The 20,925-nt window shown below is 65.3% G+C and carries 18 protein-coding genes and 1 tRNA gene; 12 read left to right on the top strand and 7 right to left on the bottom strand.

The features are described 5' to 3' along the window. Window positions 1-53: 53 nt before the first annotated feature. Together KP010_RS14320 and KP010_RS14315 are read left to right on the top strand one after the other, a co-directional pair. Window positions 54-563, top strand: a complete 510-nt coding sequence (locus KP010_RS14320) for an RT0821/Lpp0805 family surface protein (RefSeq protein WP_142864656.1) — start codon at window positions 54-56, stop codon at window positions 561-563. Between the two features lie 204 nt (window positions 564-767). Beyond that, window positions 768-1,736 carry a DnaJ C-terminal domain-containing protein gene (locus KP010_RS14315; RefSeq protein ID WP_142864672.1) on the top strand — a complete coding sequence of 323 codons (969 nt, stop codon included), beginning with the start codon at window positions 768-770 and terminating at the stop codon, window positions 1,734-1,736. 21 nt (window positions 1,737-1,757) lie between these two features. On the opposite strand, the gene KP010_RS14310 is transcribed toward KP010_RS14315, so the two are convergent. Further along, the gene (locus tag KP010_RS14310; protein WP_142864657.1) at window positions 1,758-3,881 is read right to left on the bottom strand and encodes a S9 family peptidase; all 2,124 of its coding nucleotides are present in this window, start codon (window positions 3,879-3,881) and stop codon (window positions 1,758-1,760) included. A gap of 238 nt (window positions 3,882-4,119) precedes the next feature. On the opposite strand from KP010_RS14310, the gene KP010_RS14305 reads away from it, so the two are divergent. The 5 genes from KP010_RS14305 to KP010_RS14285 are packed head-to-tail and all read left to right on the top strand — an operon-like array spanning window position 4,120 to window position 10,226. Further along, window positions 4,120-5,217 (top strand): formylmethanofuran dehydrogenase, encoded by a 1,098-nt coding sequence (locus KP010_RS14305; RefSeq protein ID WP_216280979.1) that lies wholly within the window; start codon window positions 4,120-4,122, stop codon window positions 5,215-5,217. Then, a complete protein-coding gene (locus tag KP010_RS14300) occupies window positions 5,211-6,845 on the top strand; it encodes a formylmethanofuran dehydrogenase subunit A (protein ID WP_142864659.1) in 1,635 nt (544 codons plus the stop codon). The genes KP010_RS14305 and KP010_RS14300 overlap by 7 nt, the downstream gene beginning before the upstream one ends. A 40-nt stretch (window positions 6,846-6,885) precedes the next feature. Beyond that, window positions 6,886-8,520 (top strand): formylmethanofuran dehydrogenase subunit A, encoded by a 1,635-nt coding sequence (locus KP010_RS14295; RefSeq protein ID WP_142864660.1) that lies wholly within the window; start codon window positions 6,886-6,888, stop codon window positions 8,518-8,520. After that, the gene (gene fhcD, locus KP010_RS14290; RefSeq protein WP_142864661.1) at window positions 8,508-9,413 is read left to right on the top strand and encodes a formylmethanofuran--tetrahydromethanopterin N-formyltransferase; all 906 of its coding nucleotides are present in this window, start codon (window positions 8,508-8,510) and stop codon (window positions 9,411-9,413) included. The genes KP010_RS14295 and fhcD overlap by 13 nt, the downstream gene beginning before the upstream one ends. Further along, window positions 9,414-10,226, top strand: a complete 813-nt coding sequence (locus tag KP010_RS14285) for a formylmethanofuran dehydrogenase subunit C (protein ID WP_142864662.1) — start codon at window positions 9,414-9,416, stop codon at window positions 10,224-10,226. A gap of 39 nt (window positions 10,227-10,265) precedes the next feature. Here the strand turns inward: KP010_RS14285 and KP010_RS14280 are convergent, their stop codons facing one another. Next, window positions 10,266-10,748: a MarR family winged helix-turn-helix transcriptional regulator gene (locus tag KP010_RS14280; protein WP_108916155.1), complete on the bottom strand. Its 483-nt coding sequence runs from the start codon at window positions 10,746-10,748 to the stop codon at window positions 10,266-10,268. Window positions 10,749-10,831: 83 nt separating this feature from the next. Here KP010_RS14280 and KP010_RS14275 point away from each other — a divergent pair, with 83 nt between their 5' ends. From KP010_RS14275 to KP010_RS14260, 4 genes are all read left to right on the top strand, one after another. Then, window positions 10,832-11,227 (top strand): ester cyclase, encoded by a 396-nt coding sequence (locus KP010_RS14275; protein ID WP_158271759.1) that lies wholly within the window; start codon window positions 10,832-10,834, stop codon window positions 11,225-11,227. 279 nt (window positions 11,228-11,506) lie between these two features. After that, window positions 11,507-11,590, top strand: coding sequence for a pyrroloquinoline quinone precursor peptide PqqA (pqqA, locus tag KP010_RS23340; protein WP_036292796.1), 84 nt, complete (start codon window positions 11,507-11,509; stop codon window positions 11,588-11,590). Window positions 11,591-11,959: 369 nt separating this feature from the next. After that, the gene (locus KP010_RS14265) at window positions 11,960-13,399 is read left to right on the top strand and encodes a PepSY domain-containing protein (RefSeq protein ID WP_142864663.1); all 1,440 of its coding nucleotides are present in this window, start codon (window positions 11,960-11,962) and stop codon (window positions 13,397-13,399) included. A gap of 106 nt (window positions 13,400-13,505) precedes the next feature. Next, window positions 13,506-14,543: a cytochrome-c peroxidase gene (locus KP010_RS14260; RefSeq protein WP_142864664.1), complete on the top strand. Its 1,038-nt coding sequence runs from the start codon at window positions 13,506-13,508 to the stop codon at window positions 14,541-14,543. 61 nt (window positions 14,544-14,604) lie between these two features. On the opposite strand, the gene KP010_RS14255 is transcribed toward KP010_RS14260, so the two are convergent. Beyond that, entirely contained in the window at window positions 14,605-14,970 is a 366-nt protein-coding gene (locus KP010_RS14255) for a TIGR02300 family protein (protein ID WP_142864665.1), read from the bottom strand. A 241-nt stretch (window positions 14,971-15,211) separates the two neighbouring features. Here KP010_RS14255 and KP010_RS14250 point away from each other — a divergent pair. Further along, window positions 15,212-15,285 (top strand) — tRNA-Gly (locus KP010_RS14250). A gap of 16 nt (window positions 15,286-15,301) precedes the next feature. Here the strand turns inward: KP010_RS14250 and KP010_RS14245 are convergent. From KP010_RS14245 to KP010_RS14230, 4 genes are all read right to left on the bottom strand, one after another. Further along, entirely contained in the window at window positions 15,302-17,617 is a 2,316-nt protein-coding gene (locus KP010_RS14245) for a Tex family protein (protein WP_142864666.1), read from the bottom strand. Window positions 17,618-17,724: 107 nt separating this feature from the next. Then, window positions 17,725-19,257, bottom strand: a complete 1,533-nt coding sequence (locus tag KP010_RS14240) for a hypothetical protein (RefSeq protein WP_142864667.1) — start codon at window positions 19,255-19,257, stop codon at window positions 17,725-17,727. 6 nt (window positions 19,258-19,263) lie between these two features. Beyond that, entirely contained in the window at window positions 19,264-20,202 is a 939-nt protein-coding gene (locus KP010_RS14235; RefSeq protein ID WP_142864668.1) for a glycosyltransferase family 2 protein, read from the bottom strand. Continuing rightward, window positions 20,199-20,627 (bottom strand): GtrA family protein, encoded by a 429-nt coding sequence (locus KP010_RS14230; RefSeq protein WP_142864669.1) that lies wholly within the window; start codon window positions 20,625-20,627, stop codon window positions 20,199-20,201. Before KP010_RS14230 ends, KP010_RS14235 begins: the two co-directional genes overlap by 4 nt. Window positions 20,628-20,925: the final 298 nt, after the last annotated feature.

The following is a 20,925-nucleotide window of genomic DNA, read 5'->3' as shown; positions in this document are numbered from 1 at the left end:
TCCTCAGCTGCCGCCCGAGCGAAGGCGGTTGGTCCTGGTGGTAAGGCAGCGCATTGCACGATCTGCGAGACACACATAACGCCGCCGCGGCCGCTTCTCAAATCGGCCTCGCCGAACCGCGCTCGGCCGCTGTTCGCCTGCTCGCGATCGCCCTCGCGGCGGCGACGCTCGGCGGCTGCTCCTTCGCCATCCCCGGCGGCGAGCCGGCCCCGGCCTGGAAGAATGTCGGCGACGATGTGACCGGCTCCATTCCGCACAAGACGACGCCCACGCTCTCCTATGCGCTGGACCAGGAGGACTGGCGGCGCGCCAGCGCGGCGCTCGGCGTCGCGCTCGATCCTCAAGGCGCCGGCGCGACCGTCAATTGGGACAATCCCCAAAGCCATGCGCGCGGCTCCTTCACTCCGGTCGGCCAGCCCTATCCGTCCGACGGCAAGGTCTGCCGCGCCTTTCTGGCGGAAGTCGGGACCAAGGACAAAAACGAGCAGCTCCAGGGCACCGCCTGCCGTGACAAATCGGTCGATTGGACGCTGATCGACGTGAGGCCCTGGCGCAAGGCCTAGAGCGCATTCCGATCGAACGGAATCGTTCGGTCGATCAGAATTCGCTCAGCTGGAGCGTATTTGATCCAATCGGATCGGATAGCGCTCCAGACATCCGACCTGCGGCGCATCCTTGCGCGCGGCGGCCTCTTCTCCCAAATAGACATGTCGGACATGAGCGTCCGCGCCGCACGAGGCGGACGCCACGATGGGCTTTTGAAGAAAATGCGCGATCCATATGACGTCCTGGGCGTCGCCAAGACGGCGAGCGCCCCCGAGATCAAAAAGGCGTTTCGCAGTCTCGCGAAAAAATATCACCCGGACCAGAACAAGAACGACCCCAAGGCGAAGGAGAAATTCGCCGAGGCCAATTCCGCCTATGAGATTCTCGGCGACGAGAAGAAAAAGGCGCAATTCGACCGCGGCGAGATCGACGCCGAAGGCAAGCCGCGCTTCACCGGCTTCGAGGGTTTCGGCGCGGGACCGGGCGGCGGCTATCGCGGACAGCGCGGCCCCGGCGGCCCTGGCGGGGCCGAGCATTTCGAATTTCATTTCGGCGGCGACGCTCCGGGCGGCGGCCGCGCCGGCTTCGACCCCTCGGATATCTTCGCCGATCTCTTCGGCGCCGGAGGCGGCGCCCGCCGCGGAGCCCGCGCGCCGCGCCGCGGCGAGGATGTCGCGCTGCAAGTGACGATCTCGCTGGCCGAGGCGGTGAAGGGCGGCAGCACGCGCGTCTTTCTGCCCACCGGCCGCACGCTCGACGTGAATATTCCGGTCGGCATAGAGGACGGCAAGCAGATCCGCCTACGCGGCCAGGGCCACGCCGCCCCGCCCGGCGGCGAGCCCGGCGACGCCATCGTCACCGTGAAGGTCGCGCCCGACCCACTGTTCACGATTGCCGGCCGCGATCTGAAGCTCGACCTGCCGATCGCCTTCTACGAGGCGGTTCTCGGCGCCAAAGTCGCGGCGCCGACTCTCTCCGGCCAGGTGGAGCTCACCGTTCCGGCGGGCTCCAATGGCGGCCGCGTGCTGCGCCTGCGCGGCAAGGGCCTGCCCGCCGCAGATGGCAAGCCGGCCGGCGACCTCTATGTGACGCTGCGGGTCGTGCTGCCCGAAGCCGCGGATGCGGAACTCGAAGCCTTCGCGCAGAAATGGCGCACGGCCAAGCCCTATGATCCGCGCAAGGGCATGTGAGAGAGGGAAAACCGGGGGCCGCTACGCCTTCGCCTTCCCCGCGCAGGCGAGCGCGAAGGCCCATTCCAGCGCCACTTCCTCCAGCCGCTCGAAACGGCCCGAGGCGCCGGCGTGGCCGGCTTCCATATTTGTGCGCAGCAGAACGGGACCGCCGCCGGCCATGCGCTCACGCAGGCGCGCCACCCATTTCAGCGGCTCCCAATAGGTCACGCGCGGATCGGTGAGGCCGGCGAGAGCGAGAATCGCCGGATAGGTCTTCGCGCCCACATTGTCATAGGGCGAGTAGGACGCGAGCCGATCATAGGCGACGACGTCGGCGATCGGATTGCCCCATTCCTCCCATTCGGGCGGCGTCAGCGGCAGGTCGTCGCGCAGCATGGTGCTCAGCACGTCGACGAAAGGAACGCCGGCGATGATTCCCGAAAACAGCTCCGGCGCCTGATTGGCGATGGCGCCCATCAACATGCCGCCGGCGCTCGCGCCTTGCGCGACGATTCCGCCTCGGCTCGCATAACCCGTCGCGACGAGATGGCGCGCCACAGTGATGAAATCGGAGAATGTGTTGGGCTTATGCTCGAGCTTGCCGTTCTCGTACCAGCTCCAGCCCTTGTCCGTGCCGCCGCGCGTATGAGCGAGCGCATAGACGAAGCCGCGATCGACCAGCGACAGCGCATGAGGATCGAAGCTCGCCGACAGCGGATGCCCATAGGCGCCATAGCCGTATAGAAGGGTCGGCGCGCCGGCGCCGGGCGTGAAATCGGCGCGATGCAGCAGAGTGACCGGAACCTCCGCGCCGTCGGCGGCGCGCGCGAAGAAGCGGCGCGTCACATAATTTTTCGGATCATGTCCCGAAGGGATTTCCTCGCGCTTCAGCAGAGTGCGGGCGCGCGTGCGCATGTCGTAATCATAGGTCTCCTCCGGAGTCGTCATGGAGGAATAGGTGAAGCGCAGCGTGTCCGTGTCGAATTCGAGGCCGGGCAGAAGATAGAGCGCGTAAGCCTCCTCATCGAAGGCGATGGCGTGCTCCTCGCCGCCCTCCAGCGCGCGAATGAGAATGCGCGGCAGGCCATTGGCGCGCTCCACCCAGACGAGATGACGCGCATAGACAGTGCCGACGACGATGAGCCGTCCCGCCACATGCGGAACCACCTCGCGCCAATCGGCGCGCGTCGTGGTGGTCAGAGGCGCGCGAAAAATCGCGAAATCCTCGGCGCCGTCGGCGTTGGAGCGAATGTAGAGATCATCGCCATGCGACTCGACGTCATAGCGCAATTTGGGCTCGCGCTTGGCGACGAGGCGGGGCTTTGCGTTTTTGTCGCGCAGATCGACGAGATGGCATTCGCTGGCGTCATGGCCGCGAATGGAGACGATGGCGAAGCGCCCGCAGCGGCTGCGATCGAGCGAGACGAACCAGGCGGGATCGAGCTCCTCGACGATCAGCGTGTCCGCGCTCGGATCGGCGCCGATATCGTGGCGGAAGACTTGCGCGGTGCGGTGATTGTCGTCGACGCGCACATAATAGAAGCTGTTGGAATCGGCGCTCCAGACGAGCGAGCCGTCCGTATGCGGGACGACATCGGCGCGGTCCTTTCCGTCGGAGAGCGCGCGGGTGCGGATCGAATAATATTCCGAGCCCATGTCGTCGACGCTCCAGGCGAGCTGCGCATGGTCGGGCGAATGATCGATCTCGCCTATATCGAAGAAATGCTCCTCGCCGGCTTCTTCATCGCCGTCGAAGAGGATCGTCTCCGCGCCGCCGTCGCGCTTCGTGCGGCAATAGAGCGCATGCTCGCCGCCCTCGCGATAGCGCTCGAAATAGGCGAAAGCGCCGTCCGGCCACGGCGGCTCGCTGTCGTCCTCCTTGATGCGGCCGCGCAGCTCCGCCTGCAGCGTCTCGCGGAGCTTGCCCAGCGGGGCGAGGACTTGCCCGCAATAGGCGTTCTCGGCCCGCACCAGCGCGGCTATGTCCTCCGGCAGCGTCGCCGGGTCGCTCAGCACGTCGCGCCAATTCTCGGCCGCGAGCCAGGCGTAAGGGTCGTCGAGGACCCGGCCATGGGTCACGCGCCGGCTCTCCCGCTTCTCGGCGGTCGGCGGCGTCGCGCCGGAAAGGGCGAAGGCGGTGGGCCGGTCGGCGGATGCCGCCATTTTGTGTCTCCTCGCTGGTGGCGCGCCCGCAGGCTCGCAAAGCCTCGGGAGCCGGAGAATAGAATTGGGGCGCTTCGATGTCTCGACTTCCTGCGCCGTGGCTGATAGGCATAGCGCGCGACGCAGGCTCCGGCGAGGGGCCGCGCCGCTCTTGCCTTCGCTTTCGGCCGTCGCGCCGGGAGCGGACAAAAAATGCCTGGGCGCAAACCCGGGCGTGGTGGAAACATCGGTTGGGGCAATGAGCAACGCGACGCTCGACGGCAAATCCATTTCTTCCGAAGACGCCTACGAAAAAGCGGCCGAAATCCTGCAAGCCGCGAATTTCCCCCTCGTCGCCGGTCTCGGCGCCGATGTGGCGGGAGCCCAGGCCGCAATCCTGCTGGCCGAGCGGCTGAGAGGCGCTTTCGATCATCTCGCCTCGCGCGATTCGCTGGCCGACCTCGAGGTCGTCCGCTCGGCGGGGATTTTCGTGACGACGCCCAATGAGGCCCGCGTGCGCGCCGACCTCGTGCTGCTGGTCGGCCCCGGACTGACGGGCTATTGGCCGGCGATCTTCGATCGCCTCGCGCTCGACAAGGAGACTGTCCACGGCGGCAAGACCGCGCGCCGCGTGATCTGGGTCGGCCCCAAGCGGGGCGAGGCCAAGATCGAGGGCGTCGAGGTCGAGACCATTCCGGCGACGGAAGCGGAGCTTCCCGGCATGCTGGCGGCGCTGCGGGCGCGCGTCGGCGGACGGCCCGTGGCGCTTCCGGCGGCCGCGACCAAGAAGCTCGACGCTGCGGCCGAGGCGCTGAAATCGGCGCGATTCGGCGTCGCCGTCTGGTCGGCGGCCGGGCTCGATTCGCTGATGGTGGAAATGCTGCAGGGCATGATCACCGAGCTCAACGCCACGACGCGCTTCACCGGCGTGCCGATCGGCGGAAGGGGGAACGCCACCGGCGTGCTGCAGACCTCCGCCTGGATGACCGGCTTTCCGCCGCGCACGGGCTTCGGCCGCGGCTATCCCGAGCACGACACTTGGCGCTTCGAGGCGAGCCGGCTGGTCGAGAACGGCGAGGCCGACGCCGCGCTGTGGATTTCCGCCTATAGCGGCGAGGCGCCGCCGTGGGAGGATGTCGATATTCCGCTGATAACGCTGGGGCCGCCGGGCTCGGCCCCCAAGCATGGGCTGTTCATCGCCGTCGGCAAGCCGGGCGAGAATTACGACGCGGTGGAATTCGCGCAGGAGACCAGCTCCATGGTGCTGCGGCGGGCGAGCGCGCCGGCCGAGCTGCCGACGGTCGCCGAGGCGATCGCCGCCATCAGCGCCAAATTTTCGGAGGATTTGCCGTGCTGATCCGTCTGCGCGGCGGTCATGTCGTCGATCCCGCGACGGGCGTCGACGGCGTCGCCGACGTCTATTTCGAGGATGGGCGGATCGTCGCTCCGCCGCAGGGCCGCGAGCCGGACGAGGATTATGACGTCTCCGGCCATATCGTCATGGCCGGCGCGATCGACATCCACTCCCATATCGCCGGCGGCAATGTGAATTCGGCGCGGCTGCTGCTGCCCGAGATGCACCGCTCGATCCGCGCGCGCCTCGACGGAACGCCGCTCGCGACCGCCAAATGGTCGACCTTCGAGACCGGCCGCCTCTATGCGCAAATGGGCTTCACCACTGTGGTCGAGCCCGCCGTCGCGCCGCACCACGCGCTGCATTCGCATTTGGAGCTCGGCGACGTTCCGATCATCGACAAGGGCGCGCTGACGGTGCTCGGCAATGACGACTTCCTGCTCGCCGCGCTGCGCGAGCGGGAGAGCGAGACCGCCATCGCCGATTATGTCGCGCTGACCGTCGAGGCGACGGGCACGCTCGGCCTCAAATGCATCAATCCCGGCGGGGCGGACGCCTTCAAGCAGAATATGCGCGCCTTCGGCCTCGACGAGATCGTGCCCTTCTATGGCGTGACCTCGCGGCAGATCTTCAAATCGCTGCAAAAGGCGACGCAGACAGTCGGCATTCCGCATCCGCTGCATCTGCACATGAACAATCTCGGCATCGCCGGCAATATCGACACGGCGCTCGCGACGATCGACGCCGCCGAGGGCCTGCCGATGCATCTCGCCCATGTGCAATTCTACGCCTATGGGCTCGAGGGCAAGAACGCCTTCTCCTCCGCGGCCCCCGCGCTCGCGGCCAAGATCAACGCCAATAAGAACATCACCGTCGATGTCGGCGCCGTGATGTTCGGCGACACGGTGACCATCTCCTCCGACGTGCTGCGCCAGTTCAACAGCCTGTCGGGCGCGATCCCGAAGAAGGGCGTCATCTTCGACGGCGACGCCAATGGCGGCGGCGTCGTGCCCTACGCCTATCGCATCTCCAATTATTACAACGCCATACAATGGGCGGCGGGCCTCGAGCTGTTCCTGCTGATCGAGGATCCGCTGCAGGTCTTCTTCACCACCGACCATCCCAATGGCGGGCCGTTCACAACCTATCCCGAGCTGTTCGCGCTGCTGATGAGCGCGGAGCTGCGCGCGCAATGGATGGAGCGCCTGCCGGCCGATGTGCTGGAGATGACGACTCTCCCGTCGATCAAGCGCGAATATACGCTCCATGAGATCGCGCTGATGAGCCGGGCCGGACCGGCGCGGCTCTATGGCTTTGCCGATCGCGGCCGTCTCGGCGAAGGCGCCGCCGCCGATATCGCCGTCTATAAGCCGCAGAAAGACAAGGCGGGCATGTTCCGCAACGCCGCCTATGTGTTCAAGGACGGCGAGAATGTCGTGCGCGACGGCGTCGTGACGCGCTACAGCAAGGGCAAGACGCTGCGCGTGCGCCCCGGCTACGACCGCGCGATCGAGAAGCGTCTCGACGCCTATTACGACGAGTTCTATGGCCTGTCGCGCTCGATCTTCGACGTGCCCGAGGCGGCGCTCGCCGGCCGCAGCGTCTATGCGGAGGTCGCATGCCGCAATTGATTCGCCATTGGCAATCGATTCGCCCTCGGGAGCACGCGTCATGCTGACCCGTCTCTACGGCGGCCATGTCGTCGACCCGGTCAATGGCGTCGATGGCGTCAGCGACCTCTATTTCGAGGACGGCCGCATCGTCGCGCCGCCCGAGGGACGGTCGGCGGACGTCGAGCATGACGTCTCCGGCCATATCGTCATGGCCGGCGCCATAGACATCCACTCCCATATCGCCGGCGGCGGCGTGAACACCGCGCGCCTGCTGCTGCCGGAGGCGCATCGCGCCCATCGGCCGCGGCCCGCCAACACCCCGCTGTCGACGGCCGGCTGGTCCACCTTCGAGACCGGCCGCCTCTATGCGCAAATGGGCTACACGACGGTCATAGAGCCGGCGGTTTCGCCCCATCACGCGCTGCACGCCCATCTCGAGCTCGCCGATATTCCGATCATCGACAAGGGCTTCCTGACGGTGCTCGGCAATGAGGATTTCCTCCTCTCCGCCTTCCGCGACGGCGCGACCGAGGATTCGGTGGTCGATTACATCGGCGCCACGCTCGAGGCGACGCGCGCGATCGGCGTCAAATGCGTGAACGCCGGCGGCGTCGACGCCTTCAAGCAGAATATCCGCCATTTCTCGCTCGACGATGTGGTGCCGGAATATGGCCTCTCCTCGCGCGAGATTTTCCAGACCTTGCAGCGGGCGGTGAACGCCACCAAGATCCGCCATCCGCTGCATCTGCACATGAATAATCTCGGCCTGCCCGGCAATATCGAGACGGCGCTGGCGACGATCGACTCCTCGCAGGGCCTGCCGCTGCATCTCGCCCATGTGCAATTCTACGCCTATGGCACAGAGGGCAAGAACGGCTTCTCCTCGGCGGCGGCGAGATTCGCCGAGAAGATCAACGCCAATAAGAATGTCACCGTCGACGTCGGTCAGGTGATGTTCGCCGATATCGTCACCATCTCTTCCGATGTGATGAAGCAGTTCAACAGCCTGCCCGGCGGGCGGCCGAAGAAGGGCGTCATCTTCGATGGCGACTCCAATGGCCTCGGCGTCGTGCCCTATTCCTACCGCGTGTCGGACTTCTTCAATGCGGTGCAATGGGCGGCGGGCCTCGAGCTGTTCCTGCTCTGCGATGATCCGATGCAGGTGTTCTTCACCACCGACCATCCGAATGGCGCGCCCTTCACCACCTATCCGGAAGTCTTCGCTCTGCTGATGAGCGCCGACAAGCGCGCGCAATATTGCTCGCGCCTGCCGGCCGATGTGCTGGAGCTGACCAATCTTCCAGCGCTGAAGCGTGAATATTCCTTCTATGAGATCGCGACCATGACCCGCGCAGCGCCGCGCAAGCTCTATGGCTTCGAGGATCGCGGCCAATTGGGCGCGGGCGCGGTCGCCGATATTGCGGTCTACAAGCCGCAGCCCGACAAAGCGGCGATGTTCCGCAGCGCCGCCTATGTCTTCAAGGATGGCAATCTCGTCGTGCGCGACGGCAAAGTCTCGCATTACACCAAGGGAAGGACGCTGCGCGTGCGGCCCGAATACGATCGCAAGATCAACAGTCGCCTCGACAAATATTACGACGGCCTCTATGGCCTGCCGCGCTCCATGTTCGAGGTGCAGGATGCGGCGCTCCCCAATGCGGACGCCTTCGCGGAGGTCCCATGCCGCAGCTGATCCGCAAGGGAATTCGCATCGACGAGAGCTTCGCCGAAGCCTTTCCGATGACCGGCTCCGGCGTGGTCGTCACCGCGCCGACCCGCAAATGGGCCTTGCAGGCCGCGACCACCATGACCGGCTATGCGACGTCGGTCATCGGCTGCGACTGCGAGGCCGGCATAGACCGCGAGCTGTCGACGCGCGAGACGCCGGACGGACGTCCGGGCGTGCGCGTGCTGCTCTTCGGCTTCTCGCCCAAGAGCGTCGAGAAAGCGCTGGTCAATCGCATCGGCCAATGCGTGCTGACCTGTCCCGGCTCGGCCGTCTTCTCCGCCTTCGACGGCGAGGCGAAGATCAAGGTCGGCGACTCCATGCGCCAATTCGGCGACAAATGGCAGATTTCCAAGGCGATCGACGGCCGCCGCTATTGGCGCGTGCCGGTGATGGACGGCGAGTTCCTGGTGGAATCGGCCGTCGGCCTCACCAAGAAATCGGTCGGCGGCGGCAATCTGCTCATCATGGGCGAGGATTGGGCCAAGACGATGCGCGCCACGGAGGCCGCCGTGGAGGCCGTCCACAATACGCCCGACGCCATCGCGCCTTTCCCCGGCGGCGTGGTGCGCTCCGGCTCCAAGGTCGGCTCGAAATATAAGGGCATGGGCGCCTCGACCAATGACGCCTATTGTCCGACGCTGCGCGGCGCGACCAATAGCGCGCTCGACGCCGACATCGGCTGCGTGCTGGAGATCGTCATCGACGGATTGACCAGCGAGGCGGTCGCGGCGGGGATGCGCGCCGGCTTGAAGGCGATCATCGCGCTCGGCCCCAAGAATGGCGCCAAGCGCGTCGGCGCCGGCAATTACGGCGGGAAACTCGGCCCCTTCCACTATCATTTGAAGGATCTCGTGTAAGTGAAGCCGCTTCTCTTCACGCTGAAAGCCGAGCCCGACCAGCGGCTCGACCTCTCGCCCCTGACGCCCGATCGGCTCGTCGGCCGCTCGGCGAAGGAAATCGAGTCCCTCTCCATCGGCACGACGCGCGAGAGCGTGACGGTCGGCGACATCTTCAAGGTCAAGCTCGGCGACGCGACCTCGGTGCGCTTCGACGGCGGCTCCGATCGCTTCGATCTTCTCGGCGCCAAGCTGCTGCCGGGCTTCGAGATTCATGTCGAGGGCGATGTCGGCGCGCAGCTCGGCCGCGCGGCCAAGGGCGGGACCATCACGGTCGCCGGCGACGCCGGCCCCTATGTCGCCTCGCAATCCGCGGGCGCGAATATCGATATTTACGGCGACGCTGGGGATTTCCTGGGCGCGCCGCTGGCGGGCGAGATTCCCGGCATGTCGGGCGGGCGCGTCATCGTGCGCGGCAGCGTCGGCGCGCGTTGCGGAGATCGGCTGCGCCGCGGCATCATCATCGTCGAGGGCGATGCGGGCGAGGATTTGGGCGCTAGAGCCATCGCCGGCACCATCATCGTGCTGGGGACGGCGGAGGGCGAGCGCATCGGCTATCTCAACAAGCGCGCATCCATCGTGCTCTCCGAGCAGCGCGAGCTCGGACCGACTTACGTGGATTGCGGCGCGCATAATCTCGGCTTCGCCAAGCTCTTCGCCAAATCTCTCGCGGCAGAGAGCCGCGGCGCCTCGCGCCTGCTCTCCGGCCGCCTGCAACGCTTCGCCGGCGACACGGCGGTGTTCGGCAAGGGCGAGGTGCTGCTGCCGGCGTGAGGCACGCGCAGCAGCATCCGAAGCGCCGACATCGAACCATCAGCCGTCCGACGCGCGCTCGCGCCCTTGCGCTGCGTGTTGCGTTCGGCCTTCTTCCAGCCCGGACGCGAGCGTCGCGAGCAGCGCCCGCGCCGCGGCAATGTTCTCGACCTGCATTTTCGCCGATAGAGCGTCCATCCACTCGGCTTGCAGCTTCATCACCTCTCGATACGCCGCCGCGCCCTGCGGCGTAGGGCCGAGCAGCTTGGCGCGCGCGTGCTTCGGATTGGGGCTGTAGAGCGCAAAACCCTCCCGCGCCAGCTCGTCGCCCAAGCGCTGGACGCCCTGCCGGCTCTGCGACAGGCGGCGGCCGATTTCCGCTATGGTCGCCGCTCGGTGGACGATGACGCCCATGACCTGCCAACGGGCGGCGGTCAGGCCAAAGGGCGCGGTGAGCCTATTGCCGAACTCCGTCAGGCGGCCCGCGGTCAGCAATATCTCCCATACGAGCCCGCTCAGGGCTTCGCCGCGTGAAGTCGGCATGATCGATCCTCCCTGAACAACCTGGATATTGACAATATACTGTCAAAATGCAAAAAGACAGTATGTTGTCAATGGAGAGCGCCATGACTCCGGCGGAGCTCGTCGAAGGCCTGTATGAGGATTGTCTGAATAAACGCCAGCTCGACCGGCTTGCCGAATATCTCGCCGCGGAATTCATCGGCGCCAATGGCGAAAGCGGCCCCGAGGGCTTCCGGCGGACGATCGAGCGCATAGTCTCTGCGTTTCCCGACCTCCGATTCGAGATCGAGGATTTGTTCGCGGCCGACGAAAAAGTGTGCTTGCGATGGCGTTTTCAGGCGGCGCAGCTCGGGCCGCTGGCCGGCGTCGCTCCTTCCGGCAAAACCGTCGTTCAAGAGGGGATCGCCATCTATCACGCCGCCGGCGGCAAGCTCTCCCGAGCATGGCTGCAGGTCGATCGATTGGGCGTCTTGCAGCAGATCGGAGCGGTGACGCTTTGACCGCGCCCGCCGCCGCCGGCCTCATATGGGAGGATTGCCCGATCGCAGCCGCGCCGGGCCGCCGCGGCGAACGACCTTCCTCTCGAAACTTCCATAGGTTGCGGCGACGTCGGGAAGATTTGACGACACGCCGTCTCAAATTGCCGAATTGCGTGGGGCAGAGCTTCATGCTAGTCAATCGCCTAGCTCAAACCTGCCGGCTCATGCGGCCAAGCGCAAAGCAGCGAGAAGCGGGATGAGACATTCGCCTCGAAAGGGCGATTTCTTCGAACGGAGGAGATGAACATGGCCTGGACCGCCCCGGTGATCGTCGAAGTCTGCGTCGGCATGGAAATCACCAGCTACGAATCCGCCGAAATCTGAACGGATTTCGTGCTCGCCGCTTCTCTCGTGAAGCGGCCGAATTCAGCGAGCCGGTAGGAAGACCGCTCTCCTAACGGAGGCGACCTTCTTACCGGCTCGTAATTTTTGGTGCGCCATCGCCTGAGGCGGTCGGGCGCTGCACGCTCCCGCCCTACGCCATAATGCGCGAACGCTCGCGTCGGCGCCTCTCGCGCGACGCATGCGACCTCTTCGCACGCGACCTCTCCTCATGCGCGATCTCGACAATCGCACGCCGCCGGCGTTACGCTCGCAGTGAGACGGCCGAGCTTTTCATCGCGCCATCGCATCGAAGTGAGAAAAGACACGACCGGCCCGCGGCGGGCGCCGGCGTCGTCGAGGAGGCCACATATGAATATGATCGTCCGCAATCTCGTCGGATCGCAGGATGCGTCCGTCCGCTCGGCAGCCTATCGCACCATCTGGCGCTGGCATTTCTATGCGGGACTGTTCTGCCTGCCCTTCGTCGTCGTGCTGTCGCTCAGCGGCGCGGTCTATCTCTTCAAGCCGCAAATCGACGCCTGGCTCGACCGGCCCTACGACCATATGGCGCTGAATGGCGCGCCGCAATCGCTCGACGCGCAAGTGGCGGCGGCGCAGGCCGCTCTGCCCGACGCGCGGCTGACCGCGCTCGAGCTGCGCGCCGATCCGGCCGACGCCGCCCGCGTGACCTTCATGACCGGGCGCCGCGGCTCCGAGGATTTCGCGATCCAGCGCGTGCTGGTGCGTCCCGACACGCTGGAAATTCTCGCGGTTCAGGACGACAAATACCGCCCGTCGCGGCTCGCCGGCGCCATTCATGGCGATCTGCTGCTGGGGACGCCCGGCCATGTGCTGCTGGAGCTCGCCGGCGCCTGGGCCATCATCATGATCGTCAGCGGCCTCTATCTCTGGTGGCCGCGCGACGCGAAAGGTCTGGCCGGCGTCGCCTATCCACGCCTCGCCGAGGGCGGCCGAATTTTCTGGCGCGACCTCCACGCCGTCACCGGCCTGTGGGTGTCGTTTTTCGCTCTGTTCCTGCTCGTCACGGCGCTGCCCTGGACATTGGTCTGGGGCGAGAGCTTCCGCTATGTGCGCAATATCGGCGAGACGATGCTCGTCCATCCCGATTGGACGACGGGGCCCGCCGACGCGCGGGAGCAGCGCAAGGAGCAGTTCCAGCAAGCCACGCCCGCGCCGAGCGAACATGCGGAGCACCATGCGCATCACGCCGCCGCCGGCGCCGCGGCGACGCGCGTCGGTTTCGATCGAATCGCGCCGATCGCGGCCGGGCTCGGCCTCGCCGAGCCGGTGATGATCTCGCCGCCAGGACCGGAGGGCGCCGCTTGGAAGGTCCAATCGCGAACGCAGAACCGCCCGCTGCGCAGGACGATCGAATTCGACCCGGCGAGCTTCGAGCAATTGCGCGAGACGGGCTTCGCCACGTCTCCGCTCATCGACCGCATCTTCGGAATCGGCGTCGCCGCGCATGAGGGGCAGCTGTTCGGCTGGCTGAATCAGCTGCTCGGCTTGCTGACTGTCGTCGCCTATCTGCTGCTCGTGGTCTCTTCCGTCGTTTTATGGTGGCGGCGGCGCCCGCGCGGCGCCCTGGGCGCGCCGCCGGCCTTCTCGCCCGAGCCGCGCCTCGCACCTTTCATGCTGAGCCTCATCCTCGCCCTCGGCCTCTTCCTGCCGACGCTCGGCCTGTCTCTCCTCGCCGTGCTCGCGGCGGAAACGGTCATCCGCCGCGCTTTTCCGGGCGCGAGCCGCTGGCTCGGATTGCGCCCGATCGGCGCTGCGCGCCAACCCTAGCTGCGAGGTATGATTTCATGAGAGCCGGCCTTGCCGGCTCTCATAAATCGATACAGGATGCGCCCGCCGGAGCCCCAGCTCCCACTACGAGAAACGGCGGACCATCATGACTTCCACCATTAAAATTTCCGCGCTGGTCGGATTTGCGGCCGCGGGATTGTGCGTCGCCGCGACCGCTGTCGCGGCCGGCGCCGACGCCGCGCTCCTTTCCGACGCCAAGCGCATTTTCGCGCCTCTGCCGGCCGCGCCGAGCGCCAAAACGGATCAGGCCGAGCTCGGCCGACGGCTGTTCTTCGAGACCAGAGTTTCCGCCGACGGCAATGTGAGCTGCTCGCACTGCCATCTTCCGGACAAGCAGGGCTCGGACGGATTGCCCAAATCCTTCGGCGTGTTCGGCAAGATCAACCCCCGCAATGCGCCGACGATCTTCAACGCCGCACTCCAATTCAAGGCGCATTGGCGCGGCGATCGCGAGACGATCGAGGAGCAGGCCGAAAAATCGCCGACCGGCGCGGTGAGCTTCGGCAATCCCGATTTCGCGACGGTGATCGCCAAGCTGAAATCCATCCCCGGCTATACGGAGGCCTTCGCCAAGGCCTTCCCCGGCGAGGCGGACCCGGTGACGCAGAAAAACTGGGGCAAGGCGCTCGGCGTCTATGAACGCACGCTGCCGCAGCCGACGCGCTTCGACGCCTTTCTGAATGGCGACGCCAAGGCGCTGACCCCGGCCGAGCAGGCGGGATTGCGCAAATTCATCGATATCGGCTGCGTCGGCTGTCACGACGGCGTCGGCATAGGCGGAGACAAATTCGCCAAATTCGGCGTCGTCGAGGATTATTGGAAGGAGACCGGCTCCAAAGACCCGGACAAGGGCCGCGCCGATGTGACCAAGAATGACGCGGACTTCTATGTCTTCAAAGTCCCGAGCCTGCGCAATGTGGCCAAGACCGGCCCCTATTTCCACGACGGCTCGGTGGCCGAGCTGCCGCAGGCCGTGCGCGTGATGGCCAAGGTCCAATTGGGCGCCGATCTCTCCGACAAGGATGTCGCGGCGATCACCGCTTTCCTCGGCGCGCTGACGCAGCCCGTGCCGGCGCATTATTCCGCGCTCACGCCCTTCCCGGACGACGCGGCAAAAAAATAACGATACGAAAGCCCTCGAAAAAAAGCGGCGGCCCCGAATTTCGGGACCGCCTTTTTGGTTCTCAGCCTTCTTCGTCCGTGTCGATGTCGCCGTCGATGAGGCCGGCGACGTCGTCGTCTTCCTCCTCCTCATTCTCGAGGAAGGTGTCGTCCTCCTCGGCCGCATCGTCGATTTCGACATCCTCGTCCACGTCGATCGCCTCGGCCTTGTTCTCGCTGGCCTCGACCTCGTCGAGAGAAACGATCTCGGCGTCCTTCTCGCCCTCAGCCGCATCATCGGGATCGGCATGGCGCGCGGCGATTCGCGACGTCACGACATGGAAAATCGCTCCGCACTTCGGGCAGACGACGGGGTCCTTGTTCAGATCGAAGAATTTGACGCCACAAGACTGACATTGGCGCTTGGCGCCGAGTTCGGGTTTGGCCACGGTCCTTGCATCCTCGAGATAGAGCGGCGTGGGACCGCCCGTGGGAGACTTTGGTCGGGCGCTCGGTTAGTTTGCCCTTGCCCGGCTGTCAAATGAGAAATGGAACGCGAGCCTGTCAAGCGGCTCGCGCCGAAAAGCCCTGGTTTGCACGGCGAATCGCCGAAAACCATGTGTTTTGCGCCGCGCCGGCCGTTCGAGGGCCATTGCCAAGCGCGGCGCGACTTGGCATATCTGCTCCGTCGCGGGTGTAGCTCAATGGTAGAGCAGCAGCCTTCCAAGCTGAATACGAGGGTTCGATTCCCTTCACCCGCTCCAGCTTTCGCTCCGCCGCTCATCGCCCATTCTTCTGCGGCGTGCGCATCGCCGCCAGCAGCGCTTCGCCCAGCGCGCCTGCGCCCTTTTGCGGCTCCGGCTGACGCATCTGGCGCGGGCTCGGGCCGCCGGCCTCGCGGCGCTGACCGCCCGACGGCGCCTGGCGCTGATCGGGCGTGTCGTCGAGCCGCATGGTGAGCGAGATGCGCTTGCGCGGCGCGTCGATCTCCAGCACCTTCACCTTGACGATATCGCCGGGCTTGGCCGCCTGCCGCGGGTCCTTGATGAAGGTCTTGGACATTGCGGAGATGTGGACGAGCCCGTCCTGATGCACGCCAATATCCACAAAGGCGCCGAAGGCCGCGACATTGGTGACGACGCCCTCGAGAATCATGCCGGGCTTCAGGTCCGAAATCTTCTCCACGCCCTCCTGGAAGGTCGCGGTCTTGAACGCCGGGCGCGGATCGCGGCCGGGCTTTTCCAGCTCGGCGAAAATGTCGGTGACGGTCGGCAGGCCGAAACTCTCGTCGACGAATTGCTTAGGGCTCAGCTTGCGCAGCTCCGTCGCATTGCCGATGAGCTGCTTTATGTCGGTCTTGGCCGCCGCGATGATGCGCCGCACCACCGGATAGGCCTCCGGATGCACGCCGGAACGATCGAGCGGATCGTCGCCGTCGACGATGCGCAGAAAGCCCGCGCTCTGCTCGAAGGCCTTCGGCCCGAGACGCGGCACTTTCTTCAAGCTTTCGCGCGTGCGGAAAGGACCATTGGCGTCGCGATGCGCGACGATATTGGAGGCCAGCAATTCGCCGACGCCCGACACGCGCGCCAGCAGCGGCGCGGAGGCGGTGTTGACGTCGACGCCGACGGCGTTCACGCAATCCTCGACGACGGCGTCGAGCGAGTGGGAGAGCTTCACCTCGGAAACATCGTGCTGATATTGGCCGACGCCGATGGCTTTCGGCTCGATCTTCACCAGCTCGGCGAGCGGGTCTTGCAGGCGGCGCGCAATGGAGGCGGCTCCGCGTAGCGTCACATCGAGATCGGGCAATTCGTGCGCGGCGTATTCCGACGCGGAATAGACGGACGCGCCCGCCTCCGAAACGACGATTTTGGTGAGCTTCAGCTCCGGGAATTTGGAGATCAATTCGCCGGCGAGCTTGTCGGTCTCGCGCGAGGCCGTGCCATTGCCGATGGCGATGAGTTCTATCGCGTGCTCGCGCGCGAGCTTGGCGAGAATGGAGAGGGATTCGTCCCAGCGGCGCTGCGGCTCATGCGGATAAATGGCCGTCGTCGCGACGATCTTGCCGGTCTTGTCGATGACGGCGACTTTCACGCCGGTGCGAAAGCCCGGATCGAGGCCGAGCGTCGCGCGCGCGCCGGCGGGCGCAGCGAGCAGAAGATCGCGCAAATTGGCGGCGAAGACGCGAATGGCTTCATCTTCCGCGAAGCGCCACAGACGCGTGCGCAGATCGACGGAAAGATGCAATTCGATCTTGGTGCGCCAGGCCCAGCGCACAGTGTCGAGCAGCCAGCGATCGCCCGGACGGCCGCGATCGGCGATGGCGAAACGCTGCGCGATCTGGCCCTCATAGCCGACGGCGCCTTCGCTCGGCTCGGGGAGCATCTCGAGATCGAGCATCTCCTCCTTCTCGCCGCGGAACATCGCCAATATGCGATGCGAGGGAAGCTTTACCAGCGGCTCGGAGAAATCGAAATAATCGGAGAATTTCGCGCCCGCCGTCTCCTTGCCCGCGCGCAGTTTCGATTTCATCAGGCCCTGCGTCCAGAAGGTCTCGCGCAGGCGGCCGATGAGATCGGCGTCTTCGGCGAAACGCTCGACGAGAATGGCGCGCGCGCCCTCGAGCGCCGCGGTCGCATCGGCGACATTCTTCTCGGCGTTCACGAAAGGCTCGGCCTGCGTCTTCGGCTCGCGCTCGGGATGGCCGAGCAGAGCTTCGGCGAGCGGCGCCAGGCCGGCCTCGATCGCGATCTGCGCCTTGGTGCGGCGCTTGGGCTTATAGGGAAGATAAATATCCTCGAGCCGCGCTTTATTATCGGCGTCCATGATCGTGGCGCGCAGCGCGTCGTCGAGCTTTCCCTGCGCTTCGATCGAATCGAGAATGGCTTTGCGGCGATCCTCGAGCTCGCGCAAATAGCGCAGGCGCTCATCGAGATGGCGCAATTGCGTGTCGTCGAGCTGGCCGGTCGCCTCTTTACGATAGCGCGCGATAAAGGGCACTGTCGAACCTTGATCGAGCAGAGCGACGGCCGCCTCCACCTGCCAGGGTTTCGCGGAGAGCTCCGTGCTGATTCGTTCGACGATCGACGCCATGCGCAATCCTTGCCGTCGGTTGATGGGACCGCGTTTCTAGCGTTCGGTGGCGCGCCAAGTCAAAAGCGAAATATCGACAGTGAAATTCTGTGGACATCCCCTTCGATTCATTTGCGCGAATCGGGGAGATGCGGATGGTCCGGCCAGCAGCTTCGCTGTTCGATCTCGAGCCGCGCGTTCGTCGCCGCGCCGAGCCAGGCCGGAACCTTTTCGAGGCGCGCGAGATAATTGGTCGGAAAATTTTGCGGATCGGTCTTGCGCCAGCCGGTGAGCAGGTCGCAATCCGATATTGCGAAGGTCGGCGCGACCAGCGCGCGTTTGATCTCCATCCCAGGCGTGGTCGCGGAGACGATCACGATGATCGATATTGCGCTGGCGAGAATTCCGCCGTCGCGCGGCGTCGCTACGGCGATGCGGACGAAAGCGAAGGCCAGCACGAAGAGCGCCGGCATGGAGGCGCGCATCGCGAGATCATTGTTGGGGCCGAAATAATAGAAGGGCAGCGCCAGCAGAACGACGACCGCCGCGCCGATCAGTGCGCGATCGCTTTTCGCGATTGCGTCGCGCGCGGCGACGAGGATCGCCACATGCGGAATCTCGACGAGAATGAAGGCGGGATAGAGCAGCGCGAATCCCGGAAGCGCCACGAGCCAGCCGTGCTTGACCGATTCCGCGTCGATCGTCAGATAGAGCGCGACCGGCAGAAAAGCGAGGCCCGCCATGACCGCCGCTATGTTGCGCGATGAGAAGAGCGCAGGTCCGAGACGCAGCGCGCAAAAGCCGATGAGCGGCGCGGCGCCGACGGCGGCGAGCGGCGACCACAGCAGCGACGCTGCGAAGAGAATGGCGACGATGGAAAGATCGATCTCGCCGCGCGCCAGCAACAGCAGCAGCAGAGCCGCCCACCAGCCCGGCAGCGCATGATTGGGCACCCAGAATAGTTGCGTGACATGCGAGGAATATTGAATCGACGAATTCCACCATTCGAGATGGTCCGACAGATCGAGCCCGTTTCGTAGAAGCTGCGGCGCGATGTCGAGGCCGCTGAACAGGATGAACAGCGCGAGAAAGGGCGCCGCGCGCACGCCGGCGAGCTTCACGACGACATAGAGACAAACGCCGAGCAGCAGCGCATTTTGCGCCAGCATGGCGATATGCGCGCCGACGAGCCCGGCGTAATGTCCGATCATGGCGGGGAGGAGATACATGCCGAGCGGCGCGCGCAGCAGATAATCCTGCCCCTCATAGCGATAGAAGAGCGGAAAGCCTTCGCGCGTCAGATCGGCGAGAACGGCGTCGCGCACCAGCCAATCGAGATTGGCGTAGAAGAGATGCGTCTCGCCGCCGAGCAGCAGCAGAGCAACGGCGAGCGCGAGACAGGCGGCGAGGGTTTTGGCGTCGATCGGCGCGGCGAGCAGGCTGTTCTGCTTCGGCCGAAAGGAGAAGAGCAGAAAGGCGCCATGCGCGCAGCCGATGAGAATGGACGCGGCGGCGGCGGCGCGAAAGCCGAAGGCGAGCGCGGCGTTAGAGAGGAGGAAGACGAGAACGCCGAGCTGCAAGAGCAGCAGATTGCGCAAAGGCGCGCGCGGCGCCGCTCGCACGGGGGCTTCGTCTTTCGCTTGCAGAGTCGTCGTGGTCATGTCGGCTCAAAAGTTGAGGCGCTCGCGCTCGAACACGACGGGCTTGCGCCGCACCTGTGAATGAATGGCGAGAATATATTCGGCGAGCACGCCTATGGAAAAAAGCTGCACGCCGCCGAAGAAGAAGACGGCGACGATGATCGTCATCACGCCGGGCGGCGCCAGCTGGCGAAAGAAGATCAACCCCAGCGCGAGGCTGACGAAAGCGTAAGCGAGCGCGAGCGCCGCTATGCCGAAACCGAGAAACAGCAGCAGGCGCAAAGGCGCCGGCGTGAAGGTGACGAGCCCGTTGAGGCCCTGGTCGACGAGGCGCGGCAGATTGTTGGAGGTGACGCCGCGGCGGCGCTCGACCCAGCGATAGGGAACGCCGACGGCGGTGAAGCCGCATTCGAAGGTCATCATGCGCATGAAAGGATAGGAGTCGTCGATTTGGCGCATGGCCTCGACGACCTTGCGATCGACGAGCTGAAAATCGCCGACGCCGGGCGGCAGCGTGAATTCGGAGAGGCCGGTGAGCATTCGGTAATAGAGGCCGCGCGCCATGCGCATGACGGCGCCCTCCTCGCGAATTTTTCGAACGCCATAGACGATCTCGTTTCCCGCCTCCCAGAGCTGCACGAATTGCGGCAGCAGCTCGGGCGGATCTTGCAGATCGGCGGGCAGGAACAGCAGAACGGCGTCGCCGCCCGCCGCCATCACGCCGTTGAAATTGGAGCGCATCGGCCCGAAATTGCGGGCGTTGAAAATCACCTTCACGCAAGGGTCCGCTGCGGCGATCTCGCGCAGAATTTCGGCGCTGCAATCCTTGGAGGCGTTGTCGCAGAACACATGCTCGCGGCGATACTCCTTCAGCTCGCCGGCGAAGAGCGCCGCGACGCGCGCATGGCATTCGCGAATATTGAGCTCTTCATTATAGCAGGGCGTGACAATGGAGATGGTTTTCATGCGCCGCCGCCTCCGGCGCGGAAGACGAAGTCACGATTGAGCAGATAGGAGAGCGTCGCGAGCACGGGCGTCAGCGCCGCCTGAGCAAGGGCCGCATCTGCGCCAAAATGCTCGAGCGCGCGCAGGGCGAACGCGTCGACGATGAAGAGCGCGGCATAGACGGCGATGAAGCGGCCGAGAAAGCGCGAATCGCTGGAGCCGAAGACGAGGCGGCCGATCGAGAGAAAGTTGAACAGCGCGCCGAGCGCGGTGGAGACGCCGGCCGCGACGATCGAGTCGAGCGTGGCGCGCCAGACGAAATAGAAGATCGCATAGCCGAAAGCCGTGTTCAGCAGGCCGACGACGAAGAATCGCAGCGCCCTTGGGCTCGGCGCGAGAGCGAGCGCCGCCGCGCTCAGCCGGAAGTCACGCTTGTTCTCGGTCAATTCGCTGGTCCGTTCGCTCGGCGTCGCTGCCGCGGCGAATCATGGCTTACGAAAGGTTAACGCTCGGCTTACGCCATCTGCGCCGCGATTCGAATATTGACAAGAGCGCGCGCCGGAGTCCGCCTCGCGCCTGCGGCGACCGGCGGGCCGCATATGCTGCAAAAGGCGAGATTTGGCAGCCATAGTGTTTGCGACGCGCGAAAGGGCCCATATCTCGAGAGAACAGAGCGTGATTCGCAGAGAGTCAGCGATTCGGCCGCGATTCGTTCGGCCCCTGTTCGAAACGTAAAATAGCGGC

Source organism: Methylosinus sp. KRF6 (genome assembly GCF_018887255.1).
Classification (GTDB): Bacteria; Pseudomonadota; Alphaproteobacteria; order Rhizobiales; family Beijerinckiaceae; genus Methylosinus; species Methylosinus sporium.
Note: the sequence above shows the minus strand (reverse complement) of the source record. Positions and strands in the feature narration are given on the sequence as shown.

Excerpts from the sequence above, each read along its gene's own strand:
- KP010_RS14315 (WP_142864672.1), top strand. The coding sequence starts at position 768 with ATGCGCGATCCATATGACGTCCTGGGCGTCGCCAAGACGGCGAGCGCC.
- KP010_RS14310 (WP_142864657.1), bottom strand. The coding sequence starts at position 3,881 with ATGGCGGCATCCGCCGACCGGCCCACCGCCTTCGCCCTTTCCGGCGCG.
- KP010_RS14305 (WP_216280979.1), top strand. The coding sequence starts at position 4,120 with ATGAGCAACGCGACGCTCGACGGCAAATCCATTTCTTCCGAAGACGCC.
- KP010_RS14295 (WP_142864660.1), top strand. The coding sequence starts at position 6,886 with ATGCTGACCCGTCTCTACGGCGGCCATGTCGTCGACCCGGTCAATGGC.
- fhcD (WP_142864661.1), top strand. The coding sequence starts at position 8,508 with ATGCCGCAGCTGATCCGCAAGGGAATTCGCATCGACGAGAGCTTCGCC.
- KP010_RS14280 (WP_108916155.1), bottom strand. The coding sequence starts at position 10,748 with ATGCCGACTTCACGCGGCGAAGCCCTGAGCGGGCTCGTATGGGAGATA.
- KP010_RS14275 (WP_158271759.1), top strand. The coding sequence starts at position 10,832 with ATGACTCCGGCGGAGCTCGTCGAAGGCCTGTATGAGGATTGTCTGAAT.
- pqqA (WP_036292796.1), top strand. The coding sequence starts at position 11,507 with ATGAACATGGCCTGGACCGCCCCGGTGATCGTCGAAGTCTGCGTCGGC.
- KP010_RS14265 (WP_142864663.1), top strand. The coding sequence starts at position 11,960 with ATGAATATGATCGTCCGCAATCTCGTCGGATCGCAGGATGCGTCCGTC.
- KP010_RS14260 (WP_142864664.1), top strand. The coding sequence starts at position 13,506 with ATGACTTCCACCATTAAAATTTCCGCGCTGGTCGGATTTGCGGCCGCG.
- KP010_RS14245 (WP_142864666.1), bottom strand. The coding sequence starts at position 17,617 with ATGGCGTCGATCGTCGAACGAATCAGCACGGAGCTCTCCGCGAAACCC.
- KP010_RS14240 (WP_142864667.1), bottom strand. The coding sequence starts at position 19,257 with ATGACCACGACGACTCTGCAAGCGAAAGACGAAGCCCCCGTGCGAGCG.
- KP010_RS14235 (WP_142864668.1), bottom strand. The coding sequence starts at position 20,202 with ATGAAAACCATCTCCATTGTCACGCCCTGCTATAATGAAGAGCTCAAT.